The sequence below is a fragment of the Neisseria sp. P0001.S007 genome (genome assembly GCF_051963655.1).
GTDB lineage: Bacteria > Pseudomonadota > Gammaproteobacteria > Burkholderiales > Neisseriaceae > Neisseria > Neisseria subflava_A.
Window position 1 is genome coordinate 70,325 of record NZ_JBQCUB010000004.1, and the last position, 26,116, is coordinate 96,440.

The window sequence follows — 26,116 nt, forward strand, 5'->3', positions numbered from 1 at the left end:
AATTTTCGAAAATATGGCAGTTTAGTCATTGGTATGGGCAGTCACTTCTTCCAACGAGGTCAGGCCTTGCATGACTTTCATGAGGCCGGCACGACGTAAGTCTACCATGCCTTCCTGATAGGCCATGTTCATGATATCAACTTCTGTACCGTTGTTCATAATGACTTTTTGCATTTCGTCGCTGACCGGCATGACTTCATAAATACCGACGCGGCCTTTAAAGCCTTTGCCGCGGCAGCTGTCGCAGCCAACCGGGCGGTAGAGTTTCCAATCTTGAGCCAAGTCCGCATCGGTAAAGCCGGCTTTTTTCAATGCTGGAACCGGCGGGCGTTCAACTTCGCGTTTGCAGTTTGGACACAGTCTGCGCAACAGCCTTTGCGCCATAATCAGGCTGACCGAGCTGGCGATATTGAAAGGCGCTACGCCCATGTTTAAAAGGCGGGACAGCGTAGCCGGTGCATTATTGGTATGCAGGGTAGAGAAAACCATGTGGCCGGTCTGAGCGGCTTTAATGGCGATGTCGGCGGTTTCCAAGTCACGAATCTCACCGACCATAATAATATCAGGATCTTGACGTAAGAAGGATCGGAGTGCGGCGGCAAATGTCAGACCTTGTTTTTCATTGACGTTGACTTGGTTGACGCCTGGCAGGTTAATCTCGGCCGGATCTTCTGCCGTCGAAATGTTCACATCTTCCGTGTTCAAAATACTCAGGCAGGTATAGAGTGAAACGGTTTTGCCCGAACCTGTCGGACCGGTAACCAATACCATGCCGTAAGGGCGGTTGATGGCCTCAAGCAGCATTTCTTTTTGGAAAGGCTCTAAGCCGAGCTGGTCGATATTGAGCGATGTACCATCGGAATTTAGGATACGCATCACCACTTTTTCGCCAAACAATGTCGGCAAAGTGCTGACACGGAAGTCAATCGGACGGCCGTGTTTATGGAAGGCAATTTGAATTCTTCCGTCTTGCGGAATACGTTTTTCGGAAATATCCAAACGTGCCATCACTTTGATGCGCGATGCCAACTGGCCACGTACGGCGACAGGCGGCTGTACGACTTCACGCAACTGTCCGTCCACGCGGAAACGGACGCGCGCCATTTGTTCGTAGAATTCAAAGTGGATGTCCGATGCACCCGCATTCAGGGCATCGGATAAGGTTTTGTGGATGAAACGGGGGATAGGGCCGTCTTCAGCTTCTTCATTGTCGATATAAAGCGATTGCGATTGCTGGGTTGCTTCATGTTCGTCGTTGATTTCTTTCAGAATGGTGGTCGAACGTTGGCCCAGCCATTCCAGCAATGAGCTGAGCTGGTCGTCTGGAACCACTACCAAGTCGACACTTAAACCTGAAGCAAAAGCGATTTTTTGAAAGTTTTGGATTTGGGTCGGATCAGATACGGCGAAATAAACCTTGCGTCCGCGTTTGAAAATCGGAATGCAACGGTTTTGCACCATTTGCTCTTCCGTCAGAATGTCGCTGACTACATTATTGCGTGGGTAGTAGCGCAAATCCAAAAGAGGATAGCTGAATACGCGCGCGACTAATTCTCCCAGAGCTTTAGGGGAGATGATGCCGTCTGAAAACAGGTTGGGCAGGATTTCTTTGCCTGATTGTAAAAGGTTGTTGTAATGTTCCGCTTGTTGATTTGAGATGGTCTGGCTTTGAACCAAAACACGCAATAATCCGACACTCATTTTATTTTCCGTTTCTTGTGCAGTTTTCCCTTTAATTTAGAGGAAAGCCGTATTATTTTATCATTATTATGATTAAAGCATATATTTAATTATGCAAATCTGCTTAAGTTGCAAAGACATGCTTCTGCTTTAATTATATTTTTATTTCGGACGGCCATTATAAAGCAAGGAGAATAGGCGTTAAACTCGATATTTTGGGATTATGATGAAAAAACAACAATTTTGTCGTATGAATCCGATCAATAACGAAATTATATTTCATGTTGCTATTGCTTGTTTGGAGATGGCAGAAAAGGTTGTTTTGATGGATAGACGGTTGGAATTTGAAATATGAAAAGGCCGTCTGAAAAGAGGAAACACATAATTTCAGACGGCCTCTGTTTTTGATTCTCTTATCCGTAAATCTTGGTTCGGATTTCGACAAGGGCATTGATTGCCAAAGTGCTGTTTACAGCTTCCGGTAAATCGGACTGGGCGAACAAATTTTCTACTTCGTTAATCAATGTTTCTGCACGCGCCAACAGTTCATTGTAAGGAAAAGAACCGCGCTTGATGGTCAGCAATTCGTCACGATTGGGACGGCGTGGCCGGACTTCGCCATAAAGGGCAATATCGTGCGCGGTTTCAAGCAGGCGGAAGGTGTGCATCATATTTTTTGCATCGTAACCTTGACCATGTGCCTGCGTGCCTTGATAGCGTGTTTCGTTGCGTTCTACCAGCCATTGTTGATAAGAGGTATATTCGCGGCAGTAACTGCTGTATCCGTCTTGATTGAAGGATAGATGGGCAAGCGGTGTTTCGCCTTCTGGAATGGTGCTGAGTGACAGCGTTGTGGCTTCGGGTTTGGGTGCAATACCGTGGTAGCCCATCGTGCCGTCGGCATCGTAAAACAGTGCATAAAGTTCTCGGGCATGGGCGATTTTGACCAAGCCGCTGCGCCGCTGCTCCATTCCGCGTTGCGAAAGCCAGTGTTGCAGCGGTACAGTTTGCGCGCCTTCTACGATGTGGCAGAAATCAAGGATGCTTTTCTTTTCAGACGGCATCGGATTGCTGATTTTTTTATTCAATCCCCGTGCTTTTTTGATTTGTCCGTAGGCATAGCCTGCAAAACTTTGCTGGCAGGTTTTGGAGATAAACCATTTGGTTTTGAACGCATCCATCAATGGCGAACGGTATCGCACACAGTCGGAAGGGGAAGCCAGCAGCTCCAGCGTGTTCGGATTGCTTTGCAGCAGCAATTCGATAAACCGTCCCAGTTCGTAATACACAATATCGTTGGTTTCATTTCTGATTTGCGGGATGTATTCCATACCGTAAAACATGGATTTGGGCAGGTAAAACACGCCTTTGATGTCGGTATCGGACTCGGGCGTTGCCAAACCGTAGGCGCGGCTGCCGGACACGGCTTCAAGCAGAATCAGATTTTGCGTGTGCAAGTCTTCGAGGGTCAGCATATTCAGACGGCCTTTTACGGATAAATGGTTGCCAATGTGGAGCGGAACAATTCGTTCAAAGGCCCGCTATCGGCAGGTTCGGTAGCAGGGGCAGACAAGACAGAAACTTCGTTATATAGGTCAACAGTCAGCTTTTGCAGCTCTGGCGATAATGTGTGCAGATAACTTTCGTTCTGCTCCGCTTTTAATGCAACCAGATCAGTAATTTGGGTAGCACAATCTGTCTGCCACTCATTCATCAACTCAACCAAAGTCATTGGCGGAATACCGCCTTGTTTCACTGCCCAGCGTGCCGCCAATAAAGGGCGCAAGACGTAAAACCATTTCTTCAATTTAATCGGCTGCGCCAAATCCATGGCTTTCAAAGCATTGCCGGCGATACCGCGATAATGGTGCAACAACGCGGCGGCTTGGACGTATTGGGGTGCAAGTTCGTTCAGACGGCCTATGAATGCCTCATCTTGTGTATAAACAATCGGAGAACGCAACCATTCCAGCAATACGGCATTGCTTTTTCTCAACAGGCGCAAAGCCTTGCGGATATCCCAGCCGCCTACGTCAAACCATTGATTTTCAATAAATTCAAACGTATCTTTCGCTTCGTCGATTTGCAGATAATGTTCTTGCGGGCGGATATAAATGGCGCGAACATCATAATCGCTGTCGGGCGAAGCAAAGCCCCATGCGCGGCTTCCGCTTTCCGCCGCCAGCAGAAAGTGCAGCGGTTCGGCAAGTGAAATTTGAGTCAGTTTTTCTTGAATAGTTTGTTTCATTACGTTTTCCTTATTTTTGCAGAAAGGCCGTCTGAAACTGAGCAATCAGGTTTCAGACGGCCTTTTAGCTATTTAAATCCGATAGGATTGATTAGGCTTTGTTTTTCAGGCGGCCATGCAATTCCTGTACGCTGTACACGCCCAAATGTTCGCGGCTTTTTGCACCTTCGCTCATGGCTTCGCCGCCGGCGATGGTGGTGTATTGCGGTACGCGTTGGGTGAGGGAAGTACGGCGGATGCTGTGGCTGTCGGTAACAGATTGTACTGTGCTGCCGACGGTGTTGACCACCAGTGCGATTTCGCCGTTTTTAATGGCGTCCACGATGTGTGGGCGGCCTTCCTGTACTTTGTTGACCGCTTGCACGATGATGCCGTGTTCTTTCAAGTATTCGGCAGTACCGCGTGTGGCGCAGACACCGTAGCCGAGTGCTTGGAAGTTTTGTGCGGTTTTGACGATGAGCGGTTTGTCTTCATCGCGTACGGCGAGGAACACTTTGCCTGTTGTGCTCAAGCGTTCGCCTGCGCCGAGTTGGGCTTTGAAGTATGCTTCGCCGAAGCTTGCGCCTACGCCCATGACTTCGCCGGTAGAGCGCATTTCAGGGCCGAGAATGGTGTCCACACCCGGGAATTTGATGAATGGGAACACGGCTTCTTTAACGGCGTAGAAGTCTGGAATGACTTCTTTTTCTACGCCTTGCTCTTTCAGCGAAATGCCTGCCATCACGCGTGCGCCGACTTTGGCGAGCGGTACGCCGGTGGCTTTGGATACGAACGGTACGGTACGGCTGGCGCGTGGGTTTACTTCCAGTACGAAGACCACGCCGTCTTGTACGGCAAACTGTACGTTCATCAAGCCGACCACGCCCAGTGCATATGCCATGGCTTTGGTTTGACGGCGGATTTCGTCTTGAATTTCTTCGTCCAATGAGTATGGAGGCAATGAACAGCCGGAGTCGCCGGAGTGGATACCTGCTTGTTCGACGTGTTGCATGATGCCGCCGATAACGACGTCTTGGCCGTCTGAAACGCAGTCTACGTCCACTTCGATGGCGTTGTTCAAGAAGAAGTCGAGCAATACTGGGCTGTCTTCGGAAACTTGTACGGCTTCGCGCATGTATTTTTGCAACTCTTCGGCAGAGTGAACAATCTGCATGGCGCGGCCGCCGAGTACGTAAGAAGGACGGACAACCAACGGATAACCGATTTCTTCGGCTTTAACGAGGGCTTCTTCTTCGTTGTGGGCGATGCGGTTGGGCGGTTGGCGCAAACCTAAGTCGTTCAACACTTTTTGGAAGCGTTCGCGGTCTTCGGCGGCGTCGATGCTGTCGGCAGATGTGCCGATGATGTTCACGCCGTTTGCCACCAAGGCATTGGCCAGCTTGAGCGGGGTTTGGCCGCCGTAATGAACAATCACGCCCCATGGGTTTTCAGTGCGGACGATTTCCAATACGTTTTCCAAGGTCAGCGGCTCAAAGTACAGGCGGTCGCTGGTGTCGAAGTCGGTGGATACAGTTTCAGGGTTGCAGTTGACCATGATGGTTTCAAAACCGGATTCGCGCAGGGCGAGTGCGGCATGAACGCAGCAGTAGTCAAATTCAATACCCTGACCGATACGGTTTGGGCCGCCGCCGAGAATCATTACTTTTTTACGGTCGGAAGGATGGGATTCGCATTCTTCTTCGTAAGTGGAGTAGAGATAGGCGGTTTCGGTGGCAAACTCGGCGGCACACGTGTCGACGCGTTTATAAACCGGATGCAGTTTCAGCGCGTAGCGGTGTTCGCGGACTTCTTTTTCGCTTACGTTCAACAATTGTGCCAAACGTTTGTCAGAGAAGCCTTTGCGTTTCAGACGGCGTAAAGCGGCATAATCCAAGTCTTGCAACTGGCCGTCTGAAACCGATTTTTCTTCTTTCACCAAGTCTTCGATTTGCGCCAAGAACCAAGGATCGATGGCGCAGATTTCGTGGATTTCTTCCAGTGTGAAGCCTGCGCGGAACGCGTCTGCCACAAACAGCATACGCTCAGGGCCCGGGTTGGCCAGTTCGCGGCGGATTTCCGCTTTGTCTTCGCTGCGAGGGTTGAAGCCGCACAAGCCTGTTTCCAAGCCGCGCAGGGCTTTTTGGAAACTTTCCTGAATGGTGCGGCCCATCGCCATCACTTCGCCCACCGATTTCATTTGCGTGGTCAGGCGGTCGTCTGCGGCGGGGAATTTTTCAAACGCGAAACGCGGGATTTTGGTCACGACATAGTCGATGGAAGGCTCAAACGACGCAGGCGTGCGGCCGCCGGTGATGTCGTTGCGCAACTCGTCCAGCGTAAAACCGACCGCCAGTTTCGCCGCCACCTTCGCAATCGGGAAGCCCGTCGCTTTGGAAGCCAGCGCGGACGAACGGCTCACGCGCGGGTTCATCTCAATCACAATCATCTCGCCGTTTTCAGGGTTCACCGCAAACTGAACGTTTGAGCCGCCCGTGTCCACGCCGATTTCGCGCAATACTGCCAGCGAAGCGTTACGCATGATTTGGTATTCTTTGTCGGTCAATGTTTGTGCAGGCGCAACAGTGATGGAGTCGCCGGTATGCACGCCCATCGGGTCGAAGTTTTCAATCGAGCAGATAATGATACAGTTGTCGTTTTTATCACGTACAACCTCCATCTCGTACTCTTTCCAGCCGAGAACAGACTGCTCAATCAGCAATTCATGCGTAGGCGAAGCATCAAAACCGCGTTCGCAAATTGCCAAAAACTCGTCTTTATTGTAGGCAATGCCGCCGCCCGAACCACCCATGGTGAAAGAAGGACGAATCAGGGTAGGGAAGCCGACCTGTTCTTGCGCTGCCAAAGCTTCGTTCATCGTGTGGCAGACAAAAGATTTCGGGCAGGAGAGGCCGATTTTCTCCATCGCTTCCTTAAAGCGGCCGCGGTCTTCCGCCTTGTCGATCGCGTCTTCCGTTGCGCCGATTAACTCGACATTGTATTTCGCCAACACGCCGTTGCGCGCCAAATCCAGCGCACAGTTCAGCGCAGTCTGGCCGCCCATCGTGGGCAGAATCGCGTCGGGCCGCTCTTTGGCGATAATCTTCTCCACCGTCTGCCACATAATCGGCTCGATGTAGGTAACATCCGCCATTTCAGGGTCGGTCATAATCGTGGCGGGGTTGGAATTCACCAGAATGACTTTATAGCCTTCTTCACGCAAAGCCTTGCAGGCCTGTGCGCCCGAATAGTCAAATTCGCAGGCTTGACCGATAACGATAGGGCCGGCGCCGATGATAAGGATGGATTTTAGGTCGGTACGTTTGGGCATGGTGTTTTACCTTAGAGATTTCAGGTTATTTAAAACTATATTTAACGGGATTGCTGGCACCCCGTTTACGATATTCTTCAGGCAGCCTTTTACGTTGGTATTTTTGGCGGACTTCATCATTTTTAGAAAGTGATTCGCCGTGAAAACCAAAACGTCCTACTATGGTTTCATTAAGCTCAGGAAAATTTTCCTTAGTAGCTGGCAGCCATTCATGCGCTTGTAAAACATCCACAATTAAGCCTTTTTCAACCGCCAAGATGTAATGCGCACGTTTTGCCCGCTCAACATCAAGCCGCCAGGCTAGGCGAACAGCATCATAAGCCGATTTTTCTTTATCTAAAGAACGATTAATATTAATAATCAATAGATTATGATCGCTGTCAAATTGTGCAACAGGTGCATCGTATTTATCTTGTATTTCAGATACATGCATCGAACCAAATTCACTATTGCCATGTCCGCTTTGTTCATTTGATAGCCCCGGATAGGCATCTATTAAAGCAGCTTCTACTTCAAAAGCGGTTTTCTCATTCATGCCATGTCGATGAATGACATGGATAACTTCCAATTTGGCTTTTTGGATAGCGCGAATCCTACTATATTTTAAATTCAGTTCATCTTCGCCATCTTCCGCTATTTTCAAACATTGTTTCAAATGTTCAAAAACCCGGTTGTCTTTGCCTTTGCCTACATAAAAAGTTTCACCATTTCTTGGGTCAATTAAGCGGTAAACGTAATATGCAAGGGCTTTGCAAACTTCAGATGAAAACTTGTCCATATTCTTTTTTCCTCAAATGTATTTAGATAGCAAGCTATTAGCTTGTATGCAGGGTGCGTGCGATACGCACGCGTTCTCCATTTTCCCTGCACTTTAACCCATCGCGTGCGTGCCTTGCGGTACATATTAAAGGCCGTCTGAAAAAACGCTCGCGGGGTTTGTTCCATCTGCCTTGCGATAAAAAACTACCTGAAAAATTCCTGCTATTGATATTTTGGCCACTTTTTTCAGACGACCGTTTGCGTTTTTATTTTGCACAGGCCGTCTGAAAACTTCCTTAAAAACTAGTGATAAATGTAATCAAACCCAAAATAATGCCTGGGGCGTTTGCCAGTATGATGGGGTAGTCGCGTTTTTCTTTCAAAAAGCCGTAGGCAAACCATAATGTGCAGTTGATGGCGGCGACGAGGGGTTGCAACGGCGAGCCGGGGTTGCCGGCAAGGTTGTTTTGGATTTGCGGGATATAAGAAACGTACATACCGACGCCGGCCAGGGTGGCGGTGACGGAAAGAATGTGCATTTGTTTTTCAGTCATTGGTTTTCCTTTCTGATTAGACGATTGGGTTTTCAGGCTGTACAGATGTTGAGAGGGGGCTGAATTTATATTTTTGAAGTTTGGTTTTCAGACGGCCTGTTGTCGAGTTGAGTGTGGCCGTCTGAAAAAATCAGCTTTATTGTTTTGCTGCTTTGATATTGTCAATGAATTTGTCGAATAGATAGCCGACGTCTTGCGGGCCCGGGCTGGCTTCGGGGTGGCCTTGGAAGCAGAATACAGGTTTGTCTGTCAGTTCGATGCCTTGCAAGGTGTTGTCGAACAAGGATTTGTGGGTAATGCGTGCGTTGGTGGGCAGAGTGTCGGCATCGACGGCGAAACCGTGGTTTTGGCTGGTGATGACGACTTTGCCGCTGTCTAAATCTTGTACAGGGTGGTTGGCACCGTGATGGCTGAAGCGCATTTTCAGGGTTTTGGCGCCGATGGCGAGGCTGATCAGTTGGTGTCCTAAGCAAATGCCGAAAATCGGTTTGCCGCTTTCCATCAGTTTTTGTACGGCTTTGATGGCGTAGCCGCAAGGCTCGGGGTCGCCGGGGCCGTTGGATAGGAATACGCCGTCAGGATTGAGTGCCAAGACGTCTTCCGCGCTGGTTTGTGCGGGAACGACGGTCAGGCGGCAGCCGCGTGAGGCGAGCATGCGCAGGATGTTGGTTTTGACACCGAAATCGTAGGCGACGACGTGGTAAGGCTGTTCGGAAGGTGTAACGAAACCTTTGCCCAATTCCCATTCGCCTTCGGTCCATTCGTAAGTTTCTGTGCAGGAAACTTCTTTTGCCAAGTCTTTGCCGACCATGCTGCCGAATGCGGCAATCAGTTCTTGTGCTTTTTCAACCGTAGCGTCCGCACCGGTCAAGATTGCACCGCCTTGCGCGCCTTTTTCACGCAACAGGGTGGTCAGGCGGCGGGTATCGATATCGGCGATGGCGACGGTTTTGTTGCGTACCAAATAGTCGTGCAGGCTTTCGGATGCGCGGAAGTTGCTGTGCAAGAGCGGCAAGTCGCGGATAATCAAACCGGCGACGTAAACGCAGCGGCTTTCTTCATCTTCGGCGTTGGTACCGGTGTTGCCGATGTGTGGATAGGTAAGGGTAACGATTTGTTTGCAGTAGGAAGGGTCGGTCAGGATTTCCTGATAGCCGGTCATGGAAGTGTTGAACACGACTTCGCCGGAAGTCGAACCTTCGTAACCGATTGATGTGCCGTGAAATACGCTGCCGTCAGCGAGAACGAGAAGAGCCGGAGTGGTCATGATGGAATCCTGTTTGCCTGATGATGGTCGGTTCGAAAAAAAATGGGTCAGGCCGTCTGAAAAATAAAAATTGTTTACAAAAAAGACAGCCTTCGGAAATCTCGGCTAAAAAAAAACACGCTCCGCAGCTTTGATTTTGCTGTGTAACGTGCTTTTTCAGACATAGCGGTCTATGCCGTAGAAGCAGTGTATTTTAAGTCAAAGTAATAGGAATTTCAAGTGTAGAGCAAATAATCGATAATTTAAAAACGTTTTATCTTTACGGTACAGTCCCTTGCTTTTGGAATGCTTGATGAATAAGGTTGAACTAAATATTCAGTCAGGCCGTCTGAAAACTGAGCAGGCAGATTGTTTCATTTTTGTTGTGTTTGAAATGCACGCTTAGGGAAATTCAGCTGAATCAAACATGAAACAGGCTGTTTATGCTAAAATCGTAGCCCCATAAAAAATAAAAACAACGTCATTTTTAACTGAGATTATCCGATGAAAAAAGAACACATTATGCAAAACCCTCCATCAGGCCGCCATCGCCTCATTCATGCAAGCATCGCTTCCGCTTTAGCCCTCATTAGCTTTTCCGTTCAGGCAAATACCCAGCAATATAAAGAAAAGAATGGTTTTGCCGAAATTCCGTTTTATCTGAAAAACGTAAACGAGCCTATTGGCCAGCCCAAAGTCAAGCATAATATTATGTTTTTGATTGATGACTCGGGCAGTATGTTGGCTGACGCAGAGGGTAAATATTATGTAGATAATGGGAATGAAGAAATCAATGCGAATAGAAAAATCAATATTGCAAAATCGGCATTAAAGAAGATTTTGGAGCGGTATAAAGATCAGTTTAACTGGGGCTTGCAGACTTTACATAATAATCCTCGGTATTGGAAATGGGATGAGGAAAAAAGGAAAAAGGATAATGCTCTTTACGCATATGTAAAACTGTCTAAACCCGACGATACCAAAGGCGATATGAAGGATACTGAAGGCTTTACGGATGGTTCTGCCGATCGGAACTGGGAATATGTCAGTAAAAAGGTAGACGAGATGTTGGCTTACCAAGCTACGCCGACAACGCGCCGTTATTATGAAGTTGTCAAAAATTTCGTTATTCCAAATATTAAATACCGTTGTCAAAAATCCTATGTTGTCGTGGTTTCTGATGGCGATGCCAATATGAGTTGTAGCAATCAGGCCTCTGGAGAAGACCCACGTAAATCTCCCAATACTAACTTCAATTATGACCGAAAATATTATTATTCAAACTATTACCGTGCTATTGATCGTAGCTCGGATGAGGTCTATGAATATTTTGGGCCGTCTGAAGTAAAAGCTTATGAAAATAAACATGGGCAAGGTAAGGAATTTTCAGGAATCGGCCTTAAAGGTGAAGTATATTTTGATCTGCCAAATTATGATCCGAGATTGGATACTCCTGAAGGGAAGAAAAAGTTTCAATGCCAATATACTGATTATGCAAAAGATGATGATTCAGGGGATTGGGTGCTTTTAGGTGAAAAGGATGGTAAACGAGAAGTCAAAGGCATTGGCGAAATTATTGTTCCTTATTGGGATAGGAACTATGAGGATGAAAAACGCGGTATGCGTTTCTTCAGCCAGACTTTGGCAGAAAAAGATATTAAACCTGCGATTAAGTCAGAAAATCGTCTAGATGCTGCGATTAAGCCAGAAGATCGTCGAGATGCTGCGGGCAAGAGCTGGGATGGTGATCCAAGCGATCCTAAAGGCGTAGATTATAGCAAGCAATTGGTTCAGACTTTTACCGTGGGCTTTGGTGAGGGAATCTCTCCAGTCGGGAAGAAGTATCTGGAAAAGGGTGCCAGTCGCCCGGAATGGTATTTCAATGCCTCAAAACCTGAAAAGTTGCTTGAGCACTTTAAAACCATTATCGACAATATTGAAACTGACAGCAAAATAATGAAATTTGAAGGGGCAGCTTCAACTGCGCCGGTGACGACCAGTACAGGTATTCCCAATATGGCGGCAACGGTTCATTTGAATACCGGCTCTTGGAGCAGTCAGTTGCGGTTTTATAAATTAAACCGCAATGGTACGCCTATCAATACGACCGAGTTTGACCAGCCATCATTTAATAACCGCCTCACTTTGGTTAATGATGGCAGGAAAACCTATTTCATCGACATCGATAGCGTTGCAGATAATAAGGCTGAAAATTCTGATTTTGGCATTTCAGACGGCAGTGCGAAAGATAAGTTGGAATGGATAAATGCATTGCTGAAATGGACTGGCCGATTAGGTACTGATGAAGCCATTAAAGCGGATGCAGGAGCAAAAGATTATAGCCAGTCTTATCGTATCCGTCCGACTGACCCTAATGATGCAAGTAAAGATGAACGTAATTTGGGCGATATTTTGGACGGTTCTGTTGCAGCTATTGGGGATAAGGATAAAGGCCGTCAAGAGTTTTTGGTCGCCGCTGCCAATGATGGCATGGTACATATTTTCCGTCGTAATGATACGTCAAGCAATCCTTATGACCTGAAACTCAGCTATATCCCGGCAAGCATGGAGCGCGAGGACGAGAAAGGTCAAGCGACAACTTTGGGTAAAGTCCTGAAGGATATTGCTCGTGAGGGCTATGGTTCCACAAAAGGACAACCACACCGCTATATGGTCAATGGTGGTTTTGTTCTCCGTCAAACGCCTGATAAGAAGCAAACCTTTATGTTTGGTGCGATGGGTCAGGGTGGACGCGGTGCGTATGCGTTGAATATTGGTGCAGTGGCTGACAGTGTTCGTAGTAGTAGTTGGAATACGACTGTACCTTTGTTTGAAACTGCAAAAGGCACTGGCAATAAGCTGGGTTATACCATTGGTTCGACACAAATCGGCCGTGTTTCCATCAAGCGCGATACTACTCCGGTTAATCTGGAATCGAATGTGCGTTATGCGGGCTTTTTGGCCAGCGGTTATCGTACTGAAGACCTGAATAGTGAGGATAATGACACGGCTTTATATGTCTATGATATGACAGGGAAAGAGGCAGGGAAAGAGGCAGGGACGAAAAATACTGGCACTAATGTTTCTTTTTCTAAAGAAGCCGGCAAGCTCTTGCGCAGAATTCCTGTTCACAATGGCAAAGGGGGCCTCTCTACCCCCACTTTGGTAGACACCGATTTTGACGGTATTGTCGATATTGCCTATGCAGGCGACCGTTACGGTAATATGTTCCGCTTCGACTTGAGTGGTGAAACACCGTCTGAATGGTCGGCACAAATGATTTTCCAAGGCTCGGGTAATCAACCGATTACGTCTGCGCCTGCGGTCTCCCGTCGCGGTAAAGACAAGTATGTCGTTATTTTTGGTACGGGTAGCGAGATTTATCAGAATGAACTAGAAGGTACCAACGGACAAATCAATGCCGTTTATGGTATTTACGACGATGTGTCTACTGATGAATCTAAAAAAGCGGTTTTGGCAAACAGCAGTGAGTTGGAACAGCAAACCAGAGAAAGTGACGGCGAACACATTTATGTCAGCAATAATAAGGTTGGTGAAGGCAAAAAAGGCTGGAGTCTGACTTTAGGTCCGAATGAACGTGTGACTGTCAAACCGACGATGATTTTGCGTACAGCTGTTCTGACCATCCGTAAGTATGAAACCAAAACAATTCATCCTGATTCTTCCGGTACCGATGTTTGTTTGCCGGACAGTAAGTCCGAACAAACGACTGCGAAAACGATTATTCTGGGCGTAAATGCCGAAAACGGCGGACGTTTAGGCTTGCGTGATGCGCGTATCTCCAGTAAGGATAAGGATCGCACATTTTTCAAACGTGAAAATAATGGTCAGATTTATTACGCCAACGGTATGACTTTTGATGGTGTTATCAATTTTACTTATCTGAATTCCAGCAAAGCCGACGATTCTCCGGTAACTGCCGATGGCGATAGCGGCGGCACGGGTACGGATAAGGAGCTGAACGCTACGCCGAGCGTGCCAAACAATAAATGTTTCGCAACCAAGGGTGATCGCAGTCTCTTGTCTAACCAACTGGTCAGCCTGAAAGTAGAAGGCCGTACATGCGGACTCAAACGTATCAGCTGGCGTGAATTGTTCTTTTAATTTGTAAGGCTTGAATATCGAGGCCGTCTGAATTTTTCAGACGGCCTTTTCTGTTGAGTAGTAGTAATTCAAAAATGTTGGATTGGTGGATAGAAAAGCTTGTTTGAGGGCAAAACAAGCTTTGATCAAATTGAAAGCTTGGATAGAGCTAAACGACAGATTTGGACTATTCTTTTTTTAAATTTCTACCATTTGGCTGATAAGTTAAAAGGCCGTCTGAAAAGTATCTTTTCAGACGGCCTTTGATTTAAAGAGAACGAGTCAAGGAGCGCATTGTTAGATGCTGTTTTTAATGATTTTCCGCAGGGTGGAGAGTTGCCGGCGGCTGACGGGCAACGGGGTCGGAATATCGAGAATTTTAGCGCTCCACGTGGATGCGGATTCATCGTTTTCGTCATCGTCCAGTCGAATCAGACTGTCTAGGGTGTGGCGGAAGACGAGGGCATTGCGGTGGATGCGGATGACTTTATCGCCCAGCAATTCTTCCCAGTAAACCAATGTTTTCGGTAATTCGTAGCTTTGGCCGTCGCCGGTAAACAGATAGACGGTTTTGTGTTCCGCCATCAGGTAACGCGCCTGTTGCCATGGGATTTCAACCATGCGTTCTCGGTTGTACACTTTGAAATGGGTGAAACTGTCTGCTTTTTCGCGGTTTTTCTCGATGATGCGGTCAAGCGCGGTTTGCAGGCGGGTCATTTTGATTGGTTTGAGCAGATAGTCTGCGGCAGCCAGCTCAAACGCGCGCAGGGCGTGTTCTTCGTAGGCTGTAGTGAAGACAATTTCCGGCTGGCGTTTGGCGGTACGCTTAATGCGTTCGACAAACTCGAGACCGTCGATTTCCGGCATGCCGATGTCGGCAAAGACGATATCAACTTCGTGGACGCTCAGCCACTCCAATGCTGGCATGGCATGGTGAAAGACGTTGAGCAGTACGACATTGCACTCTTCCAATAATACACGTAAGCGTTCTGCTGCTAATACTTCGTCTTCTACAATAATGGCACTTGGCATAGCGGTATTCTTTTTGTTGTATCGTGGGAGATCTGCCGCGCTTTGTCGTCCTCAATAACGCGTCAGCCGTATGTTGTTGTAAGCTTGAAATTATCAGTTTGTGACAATTTTAGGAAATTCTTAAAATATACATGATTTTTCGCTTCTTGGGCATGGTTTGGGATGAATCGGAAGATTACTTACATAATTTTATGAAATATTGTAATACCTAGAGTAATTTTGTTGTAATTGCGCTAATTCAGTCCGTGATAATGGACGATTTTGGGATTTTGTCCATTTGCCAGTGTGCGACCGCCCAATCGAGCAATTCTTGCGGACGGTTCACAGCAGGTGCATCGGGTAGGTTGAGATAGGTTAGGACTTGGCGGAGAAGTTGTTCTTTTTGATTCAAATCCAAAGCCGGGGCAAGGGTTTGTTTCGACCATTTTTGCCCTTGGCTGTTGGTCAATAGGGGAAGGTGGGCGTAGGCCGGTGTGGGAACGCCGAGGCATTGTTGCAGATAGATTTGGCGCGGTGTGGAGACGAGCAAGTCCTGACCGCGGACAATATGCGTTATTCCTTGATCGGCATCATCGGCAACCACGGCAAGCTGATATGCCCAATAGCCGTCGGCACGAAGCAGGACGAAATCGCCGATATCGTGTGCCAGATTTTGTGCGTAATATCCGACAATGCCGTCTGAAAAACCGATTACGCGATCGGGAACTTGAATGCGCCATGCCGGCGTTTTGTTTTGCGTGTCGGGTCTTTGCTGAGGATTGCGGCAACGGCCGTTATACACAAATCCGTCTGCGCCATGTGTTGCCACCGCCTGCCAGTCTTTGCGGCTGCAATAGCAGGGATACACCAGCCCGGCTGCTTTGAGGCGGTCGAGGGTGTCTTGATATAGGTCGTAACGGCGGCTTTGATAGGCGATTTCGCCGTCCCACTCAAAGCCGAAAGCTTCAAGCGTGCGCAAAATGTCGGCAGCGGCGCCGGGCATTTCGCGCGGGGGGTCAAGGTCTTCAATGCGGACCAGCCATTTGCCCTGATGAGCGCGCGCGTCGGCATAGGAGGCGACGGCGGTCAGTAGGGAACCGATATGAAGCAGGCCGGTAGGGCTGGGGGCGAAACGTCCTATATACATGGCAGGGTGGTTTTGTAGGGCAGGGGCAGTATGCCTGCGCGGTATTCAAATCGTGATAGAAAAGGGCGTGCCGTACACGCCCGAATTTGGGTTTCAGACGGCCTGAGACTTTTCAAAATGATTTAAGTTTCTCGACCATCCGTTCAATCCGCTTAAGCCAAGGGAGCAAGCAGTTTGGCGAAAGCGTCTTCAAATTGTTTCAAACCGTCTTCCTGTAAACGAGTTGCCAAAGTTTCGACATCAATGCCGAGTTTCGCGGTTTCGGCAAGCTGCGCTTGGGCTTCGTCCACACCTTCGGTCAAAGTGGCTTTGGCGGTGCCGTGGTCGATAAAGGCTTTGAGTGTGGCATCGGGAACGGTGTTGACGGTATGGGCGCCAATCAGGCTGTCAACGTACAACGTGTCAGGATAGGCAGGGTTTTTCACGCCGGTAGATGCCCACAGAAGTTGTACGCGGTTGGCACCTTTTTCGGCAAGCGCGGCAAATTCGCTGCTGCCGAAGTATTGCGCCCAATCTTGATAGGCGGCTTTGGCCAGCGCAATGGCGACTTTGCCTTTGAGTTGGTCGGGCAGGGTGGCGTCCAATGCGGCATCGACACGGGAAATAAAGAAGCTGGCGACAACTTGGATATGGGAAACGTCGTGTCCTGCTTCCAAACGTTTGGCAATGCCGCGTGCGTAGGCCGCATAGGCTTTAAGGGTTTGGGCACGGGAGAAAAGCAGGGTCAGGTTGACGCTGATGCCGTCTGAAACGAGGGTTTCGAGTGCTTCGATGCCTTCGTCGGTTGCCGGTACTTTAATCATGGCATTTTTACGGCCGATAGCGGCATGCAGGCGGCGCGCTTCTTCAACCGTACCTTGCGCGTCTTTGGACAATTCAGGCGAAACTTCGAGGCTGACGAAGCCGGTTTTGCCGCCGGTGGATTCGTGTTCGGCAAGACATACGTCGCAAGCGGCTTGCACATCGGCAACCGCCATGGTTTCGTAGCGTTGTTTCGGGGTCAGGTCTTGCTGTTTGAGCGCGGCTACTTCATCGGCGTACAGGGCGTCTCCGGCAAAGGCTTTTTGGAAAATGGCAGGATTGGAAGTTACGCCACACACACCTTGCTTCAGCATTTCTGCCAATTCGCCGCTTTGTACCAGCGAACGGGAGAGATTGTCCAACCAGATTTGTTGTCCTAATGCTTTAACGTCCGATAAAATAGTCATCTCTGATTCCTTTTACATAATAGGTTTGTTTGCGAAGTGGCGGTAATGCTACGCCGATTCGATGAATTTGAACAGTTTACAGCCGATTAATTTGGGCAAAACAAACCTAAATTCAAGCACGAAAGGTAGCTTTGATGGCGGAAAACACACTTTATCTCGACTGGGCGCGCGATGTATTGGATACGGAAGCCGAAGGTTTGCGTGAAATTGCGGCGGCTTTGGATCATGATTTTGTCCGTGCGGCGGAAGCGTTGTTGCACTGCAAGGGCAGGGTCGTCATTACCGGCATGGGCAAGTCCGGACACATCGGCCGCAAAATGGCGGCAACCATGGCTTCCACCGGCACGCCTGCGTTTTTCGTCCATCCTGCCGAAGCAGCGCACGGCGATTTGGGCATGATTGTCGATAACGATGTCGTGGTTGCCATTTCCAATTCCGGCGAAAGCGATGAAATTGCAGCGATTATTCCGGCGTTGAAACGCAAAAACATCACGCTTATTTGTATCACTGCTCATCCGACTTCGACCATGGCGCGTCATGCCGATATCCATATTACCGCGGCAGTTTCCAAAGAAGCCTGCCCACTCGGTCTGGCGCCGACTTCCAGTACGACTGCCGTAATGGCGTTGGGCGATGCGCTGGCGGTGGTATTGCTGCAGGCGCGCGCGTTTACGCCGGATGATTTTGCTTTAAGCCATCCGGCCGGCAGTTTGGGCAAACGTCTGTTGTTGCGCGTGGCGGATATCATGCACAAAGAAGAAGCCCTGCCTGCCGTTTTGTTGGGCACGCCATTGAAAGAAGCCATTGTCCGCATGAGTGAAAAAGGCTTGGGTATGTTGGCGGTAACCGATGCCGAAGGCCGTCTGAAAGGCGTATTTACCGATGGCGATTTGCGCCGTCTGTTTCAAGAACGCGACAGCTTTGCCGGTTTGAAAGTGGACGACATCATGCACGCTTCGCCGAAAACCATCTCTGCCGACCGCCTTGCCACTGAAGCTTTGAAAGCCATGCAAAGCGGCCATGTGAACGGTTTGCTGGTGGTCGAAGAAAACGGCGTACTGATTGGCGCGCTGAACATGCACGATTTATTGATGGCACGAATTGTCTGAATCGACGGCAAAAACGTTTTCAGACGGCCTTATGCTAGAATAGGCCGTCTGAAATAAGGAAACCTTATGCAAAACCTCTCTTCCGATCTGCAACAACGCGCTTCCGATATCAAACTGCTGATACTGGATGTGGACGGCGTTTTGACCGATGGTCGCATTTTTATCCGCGACAACGGCGAAGAAATCAAATCGTTCCACACTTTGGACGGACACGGTTTGAAAATGCTTCAGGCCAGCGGTGTGCAAACGGCGATTATTACCGGCCGCGATGCATCTTCCGTCGGTATCCGCGTGAAGCAGCTCGGTATCAACTATTACTTCAAAGGCATTCACGACAAACGTGCCGCCTATGCCCAATTACGCGAACAGGCTGGTGTGGAGGAGCATGAGTGCGCCTTTGTCGGCGACGATGTTGTCGATTTGCCCGTGATGGTGCGTTGCGGATTGGCGGTCGCCGTTCCTGAAGCGCATTGGTTTACTTTGCAATACGCCCATTATGTAACCCGACGTTCCGGCGGCGCAGGTGCGGTGCGTGAAGTGTGCGATTTGATTATGCAGGCGCAAGGTACGCTTGAACCTGCTTTGAAAGAGTATGTACGATGAAAATCAGATGGCGTTACGGAATCGCCTTTCCGCTGGTGTTGGCCGTCTCACTCGGCGCATTGGCGGCGTGGCTCGGCCGCATCAGCGAAGTGCAGGTCGAAGAAGTCGTCCTCAATCCGAATGAGCCGCAATATTCGATGAAAGGCATCAACGGCAAACGTTTTGACCAAGAAGGCCGTCTGAAAGAAAACCTGAGCGCGGTTGATGCCGTCCAATATCCCAATAGCGCGGACGTGCATTTGGACAAACCGCATCTTTTGTTTTACCGCGATGGCAGCCTGTTGTACGAAGTCGGCAGCGACAAGGCAGCGTACAATATTCAAAACAAAAAAGTCGTTTTTGAACAGAATGTTGTCTTGAACAAAGCGGCAGATGCCAAGCGTTTGGCCGGCATCGTCAAAACCGAACGTTTGAATGTCGATACCGAAGCGCAATACGCCCATACCGACAGCCCCGTTACTTTCCAATACGGACAGTCTGGCGGTCAGGCAAACGGCATGACTTATGATCACAAAACCGGTTTGCTGAATTTCCCTTCCAAAGTGAAAGCCACAATTTATGATACAAAAAATTTGTAAAACCTTAGCCCTTGTTGCCGTTTTTGCGGCCAGCCCGGCCTTTGCCCTGCAAAGCGACAGCAAGCAGCCGATTCAAATCGAAGCCGACCAAGGCTCGCTTGACCAAAACAACCAAAGCACCACCTTTTCCGGCAACGTCATCATCAAACAAGGCACGCTCAATATCCGTGCCGGCAGCGTGACCGTTTCGCGCAACGACAAAAGCGAGCAGTTGATGAAAGCCACCGGCTCGCCCGTCAAATTCAGCCAAGAGTTGGACGGCGGCAAAGGCGTGGTCAATGGCCAAGCCAATACTGTAACGTATTCTTCCGCCGCTAATTTGGTGACATTGTCCGGCAATGCCAAAGTACAGCGCGGCGGCGATGTGGCCGAAGGTGCGGTCATTACCTACAACACCAAAACCGAGGTTTACACCATCAACGGCAGTGCCAAGTCCGGTGTGAAATCCGCCGCGAAATCCGGCCGCGTCAGCGTGGTCATCCAGCCGTCCAGCACGCAGAAAAACAAATAAGAAAACACACAAAAAGGCCGTCTGAAAAAGGTTCAGACGGCCTGAGGTCAATATCGAAAGTCAACAGAATATGAGCGCAAACAACAGCCGTCTTGTGGTTCAAAACCTGCAAAAAAGTTTCAAAAAACGCCAAGTCGTCAAAAGCTTTTCCCTTGAAATCGAAAGCGGCGAAGTCATCGGCCTGCTCGGCCCCAACGGCGCGGGTAAGACCACCAGCTTTTATATGATTGTCGGACTGATTGCCGCCGATGCAGGCAGCGTGATGTTGGACGGACAAGAGTTGCGCCACCTGCCCATTCACGAACGCGCCCGCCTCGGCGTCGGCTATCTGCCACAGGAAGCCTCGATTTTCCGCAAAATGACCGTGGAACAAAATATCCGCGCCATTTTGGAAATCAGCATAAAGGACAAAAGCCGCATCGATGCCGAACTGGAAAAACTGTTGGCAGATTTGAATATCGAGCGCCTGCGCAACAACCCTGCGCCATCTTTGTCCGGTGGCGAACGCCGCCGTGTCGAAATCGCACGCGTGCTGGCCATGCAGCCGCGTTTCATTTTGTTGGACGAACCTTTTGCCGGCGTTGACCCGATTGCCGTCATCGATATTCAGAAAATCATCGAGTTCCTCAAATCACGCGGTATCGGCGTATTGATTACCGACCACAACGTGCGCGAAACCCTCAGCATCTGCGACCGTGCCTACATCATCAGTGATGGTACGGTATTGGCTTCGGGCAAGCCGGATGATTTGGTCAACAATGAACAAGTCCGTTCGGTTTACTTGGGTGAAAATTTCAAATATTGAATGCATATTTGACGGCAATCGTAAAACCGGTTTCACACGAGGCTCTCATTTCAATTGAGGGTATCTGTAAATATTGAAATAATTACTAAGAATACAAATATAATACGATAACCTAGTTTTTCAGACGGCCCTCCGTATAAAGGCCGTCTGAAAAACTATCCATACACTTCGAAAAAACGCTATGTCTTCACTCGTCCTTAAACTCAAACAGACCCAGCAGCTCAACCAGCGGCTGCAGCAGTCTCTGCGCATCTTGCAGATGTCGGGTCTTGAGCTTGAGCGCGAAGTGGAAGACTGGTTATTAGACAATCCTCTGCTTGAGCGTCCGGAAATCGATGAGTTTGCCGATAGCGGGCTCAATCGTGTCGTCACAATGCCGCGCGCAGGTCAGCAGTTGAGCGGCGACGATGCCGAAGATATTTGGAGTAACATCGCTGAAGAAGAGGATTTCAAACACTATTTGCATGCCCAAGTGTGCGAGCATCCGCTCTCGCAAGTGGAAGCGGCCTATGTTCACGTTTTGATTGATTTTTTGGATGAACAAGGCTACCTCACCGACAGCCTCGAAGAAATCATCGACCACACGCCGTTGGATTGGATGCTGGACGAAGAGGTCCTGCAAAATGCGCTGGATGTATTGCAAACCTTTGAGCCGCCCGGCGTAGCGGCTGCCGATTTGACCGAGTCGCTCATGCTGCAATTAATGCGTTTGCCGGCTTCTCCGGCTAGACAAATGGCCGCGCATTTGGTGCAAAGTTCGCTTCAAGAGTTAGGCAAAAACCGCAAACAAAACGTTCTGCGTTTCCGCAAACTCTATCCCGATACCGACAGCGAAACCATAGAAGCCGCGCTCGATATGATTGCCGAGCTCAATCCCTATCCGGCCTACGGTTTCGCCTCTGCCACGCCTACGCCTTATATTCAGCCTGACGTTTGGGTCAAAGAGGGCAAGGACGGCTGGGAAGTTATCAGCAATGAGGCGGCTTGGCCGAAGCTACAGCTGAATCAGGAGTATTGCGACCTGATGAAATCAGCGGAAGAGGGCGCACCGGAGTGGAAGGAAAAAATCAACGAAGCCAAGCAGCGCATTGATTCTTTGGAACTGCGCAAAAGCACAGTCCTCCGCCTTGCCGAGTATATCGTCAAAAATCAGGAAGATTTTTTCATCTTCGGAGAAATCGGACTGTCGCCCATGCTGATGAAAGATGCCGCCGCCGAATTGGGTTTGGCAGAAAGTACCATTTCGCGCGCCGCCAATCAGAAATATTTGTCTTGCCCGCGCGGACTGTTTGCGTTACGCTATTTCTTCACACAGGCAGTCAATGCCGACGATGACGGCGCAGGGTTCAGCCAAGGCGCAATCAAAGCCGTATTAAGCCAGCTGATTGAAAGTGAAGACAGCAGCAAACCCTATTCGGACGAGACCCTCGTCAAATTATTAAAACAACGCGGCATTGAAATCGCCAGACGTACAGTTGCTAAATATAGAGAATCATTAGACATACCACCGGCACACAAACGAAAATTTACCGAGTAGATATATTCCGATCCGTTTTGACGGACTAATCAACCGAAGGAGCTGTATCATGAATCTGAAAATCACCGGTCTGAATTTTGATGTTACCGAAGCCATCAAAAACTATGTTTCCGATAAGTTGGCACGAATCAATCGCCATGCTGACAACATCATCTCTGTGACCATTACGCTCTCGGTAGAAAAAGTCAATCAAAAAGCCGAAGCCGATGTGCATTTGGCAGGCAAAGATTTGCACGTTGAAGCGATTGAACAGGATATGTACGCCGCGATTGATGTTTTGATGGATAAGCTTGACCGCGCTGTTTTGAAACATAAAGAAAAAAGCGGTGATGTCCGCAGTACTGTCAAACCTGCTGCCGAATAAAGTTTTTGTATGATAAAGGCCGTCTGAACATTCAGACGGCCTTTTGTTTTACTAGATGTTTTAGACTGGCAATCTAGTTACTCACTTTTTCGCCATTCCATGGTGCCACTTTAAACAGCAGCAACATGCCCGGTACGCCCAAAGCGAAACACAGCCAGTAGAAATTGAAGTAACCCATCGCTTCAATCAGATAACCTGCCGAAGCATTGATAAATGTACGTGGAACGGCTGACAGGCTGGTAAAGAGGGCCAATTGTGTGGCCGTAAATGCAGGATTGGTTTCACGAGCCATATAGGCAACAAACGCCGCTGTACCCAGACCTACGCCCGCTGCTTCTGCACCAATCACGGCCGCAAGCATCATTTGCTCTGTCAGTGTGATGGTTTCAAACTTGCCAAAATTTGCCAACCAGGCAAAGCCTAGAATAGTAACCCATTGCGCCACGCCGAAAATCCACAAAGCTCTATTGATACCGAGCTTTATCATCCAAATACCGCCTACAATACCGGCAATGACAGCAGGCCATAAACCGGCATTTTTGGCAATGAGGCCGATGTCGGTTTTGCTGAAGCCCATGTCCAGATAAAAAGGTGTAGCCAAAGAAGTGGCCATGCTGTCGCCCAGTTTGTAGAGAAAGATAAACAGCAATACCAATATGGCCTGTTTGATTCCTTTGCGGGAGAAGAACTCACTGAAAGGGTCAGAGACTGTTTGGGCAAATGTACGCGACACAGATGGTGGAATGTCAGGCTCTTTGGCTAAAAACAGGGTCATCAGCAGACCGGGCAGCATAAATAGTGCAGTAATGATGAATACGTTGTGCCAAGGCATCAAGTCGGCCAAGATTAAGCTGAGCGAGCCGGGTACCAAAGCGGCGATACGGTAGGCATTGACGTGGATAGAGTTGCCTAAGCCTAATTCTTCATCTGACAAAATTTCGCGGCGAAATGCATCCAATACAATATCTTGGCTGGCAGAAAAAAAGGCGACCACCAATGATAAGCCCATAATTACATATAAATGCTGAGCAGGATTTAGGAAGGCGTAAACGAGCAAGGTCAGCAGCAAACCAATTTGCGTAACCAGCATCCAACCGCGTCGCCGTCCTAAAAAAGGTAATCTGACCAAATCAATGACGGGAGACCAGATAAATTTCCAAGTGAAAGGCAGTCCGATAAGTGCCATCAGGCCGATGGTTTTCAAATCAACATGTTCGCTGCGCAACCATGCCGGAATCAGGTTGATCAGAAAATAAAGCGGCAGCCCCGAAGTGAAGCCTGTAAAGATACAAATCAGCATTTTGCGCGAAAAAATCTTGCGCCAAGTGCTGGTTTGGGGTGCGTTGGTCATAGTGGAATCAATAAAAAAGAAAAGGGATATTGTAGCAAAGATGGGGGATATGGCGAATGAACTTCTGCTATCTTTATTGAATAATAAAAGGCCGTCTGAAACTTTGACAAATTAAGTTTCAGACGGCCTTTTGTTGGAACAAGCCGATAGGTTTTTGAAATGTCCGTAAGACAGGCAGATATGTTTGTTTTACGGATATTTTATTTTCAGACGGCCTTCGATGCTGCGTTGCAGTTGCGGTAGAAGGCAATCAGACCGTTGGTGGAGCTGTCGTGTGCCGGCGTACCGCGTTCAAGTTCGGGTTCGATGGTTTTTGCCAGCTCTTTACCGTATTCCACACCCCATTGGTCGAAGGGGTTGATACGCCAAATTACGCCTTGAACGAAGGTGCGGTGTTCGTAGGCTGCCATCAGCATGCCGAGGTTGAAAGGCGTCAGGCTGTCGATGAGCAGGCTGTTGCTCGGGCGGTTGCCGGGGAACTCTTTCTGCGGCGCAAGTCGGTCGCGTTCATCTTGGGGCAGTGCGGCTAATTCGACTTGTACTTCGTCTAAGGTCTTGCCTTTCATCAGCGCTTCGGCTTGGGCAAAGGCGTTGGCAACGGTAAAGCGGTGTTGGCGGTGGTTGCCGTAGATTGTGGTCATGGGGACGATGAAATCGACGGGAATCAGACGCGTACCTTGGTGCAGAAGCTGGAAGTAGGCATGTTGGCAGTTGACACCTTCATCACCAAAGACAATGCCGCCGGTGGTGCAGGAAACGGGTTGGCCGTCTGAAGTACGCTGTTTGCCGAGGCTTTCCATATCGAGCTGGTTGAGCCACGGGGTAAAGAGGCGCATGTTGTGGCTGTATGGGACAACGGTTTGGCCGTCTGAATGTTGGAAGTTGTTGTACCAAACGTTGATGAGTGCCATCAGGACGGGAATATTGCGGCGGAATGGCGTTTCGAAGAAATGGGTATCCATCGCGTGTGCGCCGGCCAGCATTTTGCGGAATGCTTTTTCGCCGACGGCAACCATCAGCGGCAGGCCGATAGGCGACCAGATGGAATAGCGGCCGCCGACCCAGTCGGACATGGCGAAGACTTTGTCGGGGGAGATACCGAAGTTTTGGGCTGCGGCCACATCGGCGGAAATGGCGCAGAAGTGGCGGTAGATGCCGGAATCGGGCAAACCTGCATCGCGATACCAAGTGCGCGCGGCGTAGGCATTGAGCAGGGTTTCCGGTGTGCGGAATGATTTGCTGGCAATACTGAATACGGTGGTTTCGGGATTGAGGCCGAGAAGGGTTTGGGTCAGGTCGGCATCATCGGAGTTGCTGACAAAGTGGACGCGGATGTTTTGCCAATAGGGTTGCAGCGCCTGTGTGGCCATACGCGGGCCTAAATCGGAGCCGCCGATACCGATGTGAACCAGGTCGGTAATCGGTTTGCCGGTAATGCCTGCGTGGGTGCCGTCTAGGAGTTGGCGTGCGAATTCGAGGGTGCGGTTGAGTTCATGATGAACATTGGGCACGATGTTTTCGCCGTCAACGTAAACAGGTTTGGCATTGGCAGGCAGGCGCAGAGCAGTGTGGAGAACGGCGCGGTGTTCGCTGGTGTTGATTTTTTCACCGCTGCTCATGGCCTGCATATATTGTGGCAAATCGGCCGCTTCGGCCAGTTGGCACAATAAATCAAGGGTGTTTTCATCTAGGCGGTTTTTGCTGTAATCAAATAACAAACCGTGCAGAATTTCGTGCATATTGTTGAAACGTTCAGTATCTGCGGCGAAGCGTTCGCGCAGGGTAACGTGTTGAGTATCGGCATGATGGGCTTCCAAGGCCTGCCATGCGTCTGAGTATGCGGACATCTCGTTTCCTTAGTATGTAACGGTAAAATAAGCAGGATAGATATGTATTTCCTGCTTTTTTGTAGTGGCTTGTAGTTTAACAAATTTGGACAACTTTTGGGAGATGGTAGGGTCGGTTTTGTTTAAGAAATGTATGCAAAATGCAAT

The 26,116-nt window shown here is 49.1% G+C and carries 20 protein-coding genes; 8 read left to right on the forward strand and 12 right to left on the reverse strand.

Going from position 1 to position 26,116, the window contains the following annotated elements:
- Positions 1–21: 21 nt before the first annotated feature.
- The 7 genes from pilB to carA form a co-directional block, all read right to left on the reverse strand.
- Positions 22–1,701, reverse strand: a complete 1,680-nt coding sequence (gene pilB, locus ACTHRE_RS05490; protein ID WP_063069314.1) for a type IV-A pilus assembly ATPase PilB — start codon at positions 1,699–1,701, stop codon at positions 22–24.
- A gap of 392 nt (positions 1,702–2,093) precedes the next feature.
- Positions 2,094–3,155, reverse strand: a complete 1,062-nt coding sequence (locus tag ACTHRE_RS05495; protein ID WP_377072576.1) for a DNA polymerase beta superfamily protein — start codon at positions 3,153–3,155, stop codon at positions 2,094–2,096.
- Positions 3,156–3,169: 14 nt separating this feature from the next.
- Positions 3,170–3,928, reverse strand: a complete 759-nt coding sequence (locus ACTHRE_RS05500) for a nucleotidyltransferase domain-containing protein (protein ID WP_377072574.1) — start codon at positions 3,926–3,928, stop codon at positions 3,170–3,172.
- 91 nt (positions 3,929–4,019) lie between these two features.
- Positions 4,020–7,235, reverse strand: coding sequence for a carbamoyl-phosphate synthase large subunit (carB, locus tag ACTHRE_RS05505; RefSeq protein WP_377072572.1), 3,216 nt, complete (start codon positions 7,233–7,235; stop codon positions 4,020–4,022).
- 25 nt (positions 7,236–7,260) lie between these two features.
- Positions 7,261–8,013 carry an LEM-3-like GIY-YIG domain-containing protein gene (locus ACTHRE_RS05510; RefSeq protein WP_049344526.1) on the reverse strand — a complete coding sequence of 251 codons (753 nt, stop codon included), beginning with the start codon at positions 8,011–8,013 and terminating at the stop codon, positions 7,261–7,263.
- Between the two features lie 277 nt (positions 8,014–8,290).
- Complete coding sequence (locus ACTHRE_RS05515) at positions 8,291–8,548, reverse strand: SemiSWEET family transporter (protein WP_049225703.1); 258 nt, start codon at positions 8,546–8,548, stop codon at positions 8,291–8,293.
- Positions 8,549–8,684: 136 nt separating this feature from the next.
- Entirely contained in the window at positions 8,685–9,815 is a 1,131-nt protein-coding gene (gene carA / locus ACTHRE_RS05520) for a glutamine-hydrolyzing carbamoyl-phosphate synthase small subunit (protein WP_070656162.1), read from the reverse strand.
- Positions 9,816–10,298: 483 nt separating this feature from the next.
- Between carA and pilC the strand changes: the two genes are divergently transcribed.
- Positions 10,299–13,919 (forward strand): PilC family type IV pilus tip adhesin, encoded by a 3,621-nt coding sequence (pilC, locus tag ACTHRE_RS05525; RefSeq protein WP_440344896.1) that lies wholly within the window; start codon positions 10,299–10,301, stop codon positions 13,917–13,919.
- Between the two features lie 276 nt (positions 13,920–14,195).
- On the opposite strand, the gene ACTHRE_RS05530 is transcribed toward pilC, so the two are convergent.
- The 3 genes from ACTHRE_RS05530 to tal all read right to left on the reverse strand — a co-directional run bounded on the left by ACTHRE_RS05530 (position 14,196) and on the right by tal (position 17,264).
- Positions 14,196–14,930, reverse strand: a complete 735-nt coding sequence (locus ACTHRE_RS05530) for a LytR/AlgR family response regulator transcription factor (RefSeq protein WP_070459495.1) — start codon at positions 14,928–14,930, stop codon at positions 14,196–14,198.
- 238 nt (positions 14,931–15,168) lie between these two features.
- The gene (gene gluQRS, locus ACTHRE_RS05535) at positions 15,169–16,056 is read right to left on the reverse strand and encodes a tRNA glutamyl-Q(34) synthetase GluQRS (RefSeq protein WP_440344895.1); all 888 of its coding nucleotides are present in this window, start codon (positions 16,054–16,056) and stop codon (positions 15,169–15,171) included.
- A gap of 152 nt (positions 16,057–16,208) precedes the next feature.
- The gene (gene tal / locus ACTHRE_RS05540; protein WP_440345266.1) at positions 16,209–17,264 is read right to left on the reverse strand and encodes a transaldolase; all 1,056 of its coding nucleotides are present in this window, start codon (positions 17,262–17,264) and stop codon (positions 16,209–16,211) included.
- Between the two features lie 134 nt (positions 17,265–17,398).
- Here tal and ACTHRE_RS05545 point away from each other — a divergent pair, with 134 nt between their 5' ends.
- The 7 genes from ACTHRE_RS05545 (at position 17,399) to hpf (ending at position 22,771) form a co-directional block, all read left to right on the forward strand.
- Positions 17,399–18,373: a KpsF/GutQ family sugar-phosphate isomerase gene (locus ACTHRE_RS05545; RefSeq protein ID WP_377072557.1), complete on the forward strand. Its 975-nt coding sequence runs from the start codon at positions 17,399–17,401 to the stop codon at positions 18,371–18,373.
- A gap of 66 nt (positions 18,374–18,439) precedes the next feature.
- A complete protein-coding gene (locus tag ACTHRE_RS05550; protein WP_377072555.1) occupies positions 18,440–18,976 on the forward strand; it encodes a KdsC family phosphatase in 537 nt (178 codons plus the stop codon).
- Entirely contained in the window at positions 18,973–19,554 is a 582-nt protein-coding gene (gene lptC / locus ACTHRE_RS05555; RefSeq protein ID WP_377072553.1) for an LPS export ABC transporter periplasmic protein LptC, read from the forward strand. The genes ACTHRE_RS05550 and lptC overlap by 4 nt, the downstream gene beginning before the upstream one ends.
- Positions 19,535–20,065, forward strand: a complete 531-nt coding sequence (lptA, locus tag ACTHRE_RS05560; RefSeq protein WP_003748337.1) for a lipopolysaccharide transport periplasmic protein LptA — start codon at positions 19,535–19,537, stop codon at positions 20,063–20,065. The genes lptC and lptA overlap by 20 nt, the downstream gene beginning before the upstream one ends.
- Positions 20,066–20,135: 70 nt before the next feature.
- Positions 20,136–20,870, forward strand: a complete 735-nt coding sequence (gene lptB / locus ACTHRE_RS05565; RefSeq protein WP_063069323.1) for an LPS export ABC transporter ATP-binding protein — start codon at positions 20,136–20,138, stop codon at positions 20,868–20,870.
- A gap of 181 nt (positions 20,871–21,051) precedes the next feature.
- Positions 21,052–22,407, forward strand: a complete 1,356-nt coding sequence (gene rpoN / locus ACTHRE_RS05570; RefSeq protein ID WP_377072551.1) for an RNA polymerase factor sigma-54 — start codon at positions 21,052–21,054, stop codon at positions 22,405–22,407.
- A 49-nt stretch (positions 22,408–22,456) separates the two neighbouring features.
- Positions 22,457–22,771 carry a ribosome hibernation-promoting factor, HPF/YfiA family gene (hpf, locus tag ACTHRE_RS05575; RefSeq protein ID WP_049335299.1) on the forward strand — a complete coding sequence of 105 codons (315 nt, stop codon included), beginning with the start codon at positions 22,457–22,459 and terminating at the stop codon, positions 22,769–22,771.
- 73 nt (positions 22,772–22,844) lie between these two features.
- Here the strand turns inward: hpf and ACTHRE_RS05580 are convergent, their stop codons facing one another.
- Together ACTHRE_RS05580 and pgi are read right to left on the reverse strand one after the other, a co-directional pair.
- A complete protein-coding gene (locus tag ACTHRE_RS05580; protein WP_440344894.1) occupies positions 22,845–24,122 on the reverse strand; it encodes an AmpG family muropeptide MFS transporter in 1,278 nt (425 codons plus the stop codon).
- A 206-nt stretch (positions 24,123–24,328) separates the two neighbouring features.
- Positions 24,329–25,969, reverse strand: a complete 1,641-nt coding sequence (pgi, locus tag ACTHRE_RS05585; RefSeq protein WP_440344893.1) for a glucose-6-phosphate isomerase — start codon at positions 25,967–25,969, stop codon at positions 24,329–24,331.
- Positions 25,970–26,116: the final 147 nt, after the last annotated feature.

Coding starts and splice junctions, on each gene's coding strand:
- pilB (WP_063069314.1), bottom strand. CDS start 1,701: ATGAGTGTCGGATTATTGCGTGTTTTGGTTCAAAGCCAGACCATCTCA.
- ACTHRE_RS05495 (WP_377072576.1), bottom strand. CDS start 3,155: ATGCTGACCCTCGAAGACTTGCACACGCAAAATCTGATTCTGCTTGAA.
- ACTHRE_RS05500 (WP_377072574.1), bottom strand. CDS start 3,928: ATGAAACAAACTATTCAAGAAAAACTGACTCAAATTTCACTTGCCGAA.
- carB (WP_377072572.1), bottom strand. CDS start 7,235: ATGCCCAAACGTACCGACCTAAAATCCATCCTTATCATCGGCGCCGGC.
- ACTHRE_RS05510 (WP_049344526.1), bottom strand. CDS start 8,013: ATGGACAAGTTTTCATCTGAAGTTTGCAAAGCCCTTGCATATTACGTT.
- ACTHRE_RS05515 (WP_049225703.1), bottom strand. CDS start 8,548: ATGACTGAAAAACAAATGCACATTCTTTCCGTCACCGCCACCCTGGCC.
- carA (WP_070656162.1), bottom strand. CDS start 9,815: ATGACCACTCCGGCTCTTCTCGTTCTCGCTGACGGCAGCGTATTTCAC.
- pilC (WP_440344896.1), top strand. CDS start 10,299: ATGAAAAAAGAACACATTATGCAAAACCCTCCATCAGGCCGCCATCGC.
- ACTHRE_RS05530 (WP_070459495.1), bottom strand. CDS start 14,930: ATGCCAAGTGCCATTATTGTAGAAGACGAAGTATTAGCAGCAGAACGC.
- gluQRS (WP_440344895.1), bottom strand. CDS start 16,056: ATGTATATAGGACGTTTCGCCCCCAGCCCTACCGGCCTGCTTCATATC.
- tal (WP_440345266.1), bottom strand. CDS start 17,264: ATGACTATTTTATCGGACGTTAAAGCATTAGGACAACAAATCTGGTTG.
- ACTHRE_RS05545 (WP_377072557.1), top strand. CDS start 17,399: ATGGCGGAAAACACACTTTATCTCGACTGGGCGCGCGATGTATTGGAT.
- ACTHRE_RS05550 (WP_377072555.1), top strand. CDS start 18,440: ATGCAAAACCTCTCTTCCGATCTGCAACAACGCGCTTCCGATATCAAA.
- lptC (WP_377072553.1), top strand. CDS start 18,973: ATGAAAATCAGATGGCGTTACGGAATCGCCTTTCCGCTGGTGTTGGCC.
- lptA (WP_003748337.1), top strand. CDS start 19,535: ATGATACAAAAAATTTGTAAAACCTTAGCCCTTGTTGCCGTTTTTGCG.
- lptB (WP_063069323.1), top strand. CDS start 20,136: ATGAGCGCAAACAACAGCCGTCTTGTGGTTCAAAACCTGCAAAAAAGT.
- rpoN (WP_377072551.1), top strand. CDS start 21,052: ATGTCTTCACTCGTCCTTAAACTCAAACAGACCCAGCAGCTCAACCAG.
- hpf (WP_049335299.1), top strand. CDS start 22,457: ATGAATCTGAAAATCACCGGTCTGAATTTTGATGTTACCGAAGCCATC.
- ACTHRE_RS05580 (WP_440344894.1), bottom strand. CDS start 24,122: ATGACCAACGCACCCCAAACCAGCACTTGGCGCAAGATTTTTTCGCGC.
- pgi (WP_440344893.1), bottom strand. CDS start 25,969: ATGTCCGCATACTCAGACGCATGGCAGGCCTTGGAAGCCCATCATGCC.